Genomic DNA, 344 nt, shown 5'->3' with positions numbered 1-344 from the left:
CAACTACGCCAGCCAGTTCATCGCGGGCGGCACGGTGGCCGGCGACAGTGTCAACGGCACCAACCTCAACAACACCGGCCCGCTGGGCCGCCAGCGCGTGGTCTCGACCGGTTCGGCCAGTTACACCTACATCAAGAGCCACACCTTCAGCGCAGATGATCGGCGCTACGACGATGCGCCGTATCAGTCGCAGGACATCGTCACCAACTTCCAGCTGGACATCACGCCGACCAGTGGAGCCGGACCTAATCGCCAGAATTCGGTACGCGCGGTGGCCTCGTCGGTATCGGGAGCCTCGGGCGCGAGTGCAGGCGCGGCCAGCATCCGCATCGCCAACCTCGACC

General features: G+C 65.4%; 1 protein-coding gene. It reads left to right on the top strand.

Translation table 11 applies throughout. The features are described from left to right. Window positions 1–344 (top strand): hypothetical protein (locus B3873_RS12160; protein ID WP_286866331.1); only part of this gene is annotated, 344 nt, incomplete at both ends.

Source organism: Herbaspirillum sp. UBA812 (assembly GCF_002296545.1).
Classification (GTDB): Bacteria; Pseudomonadota; Gammaproteobacteria; order Burkholderiales; family Burkholderiaceae_D; genus Herbaspirillum; species Herbaspirillum huttiense.
This window is presented reverse-complemented; position numbering and strand designations above follow the sequence as displayed.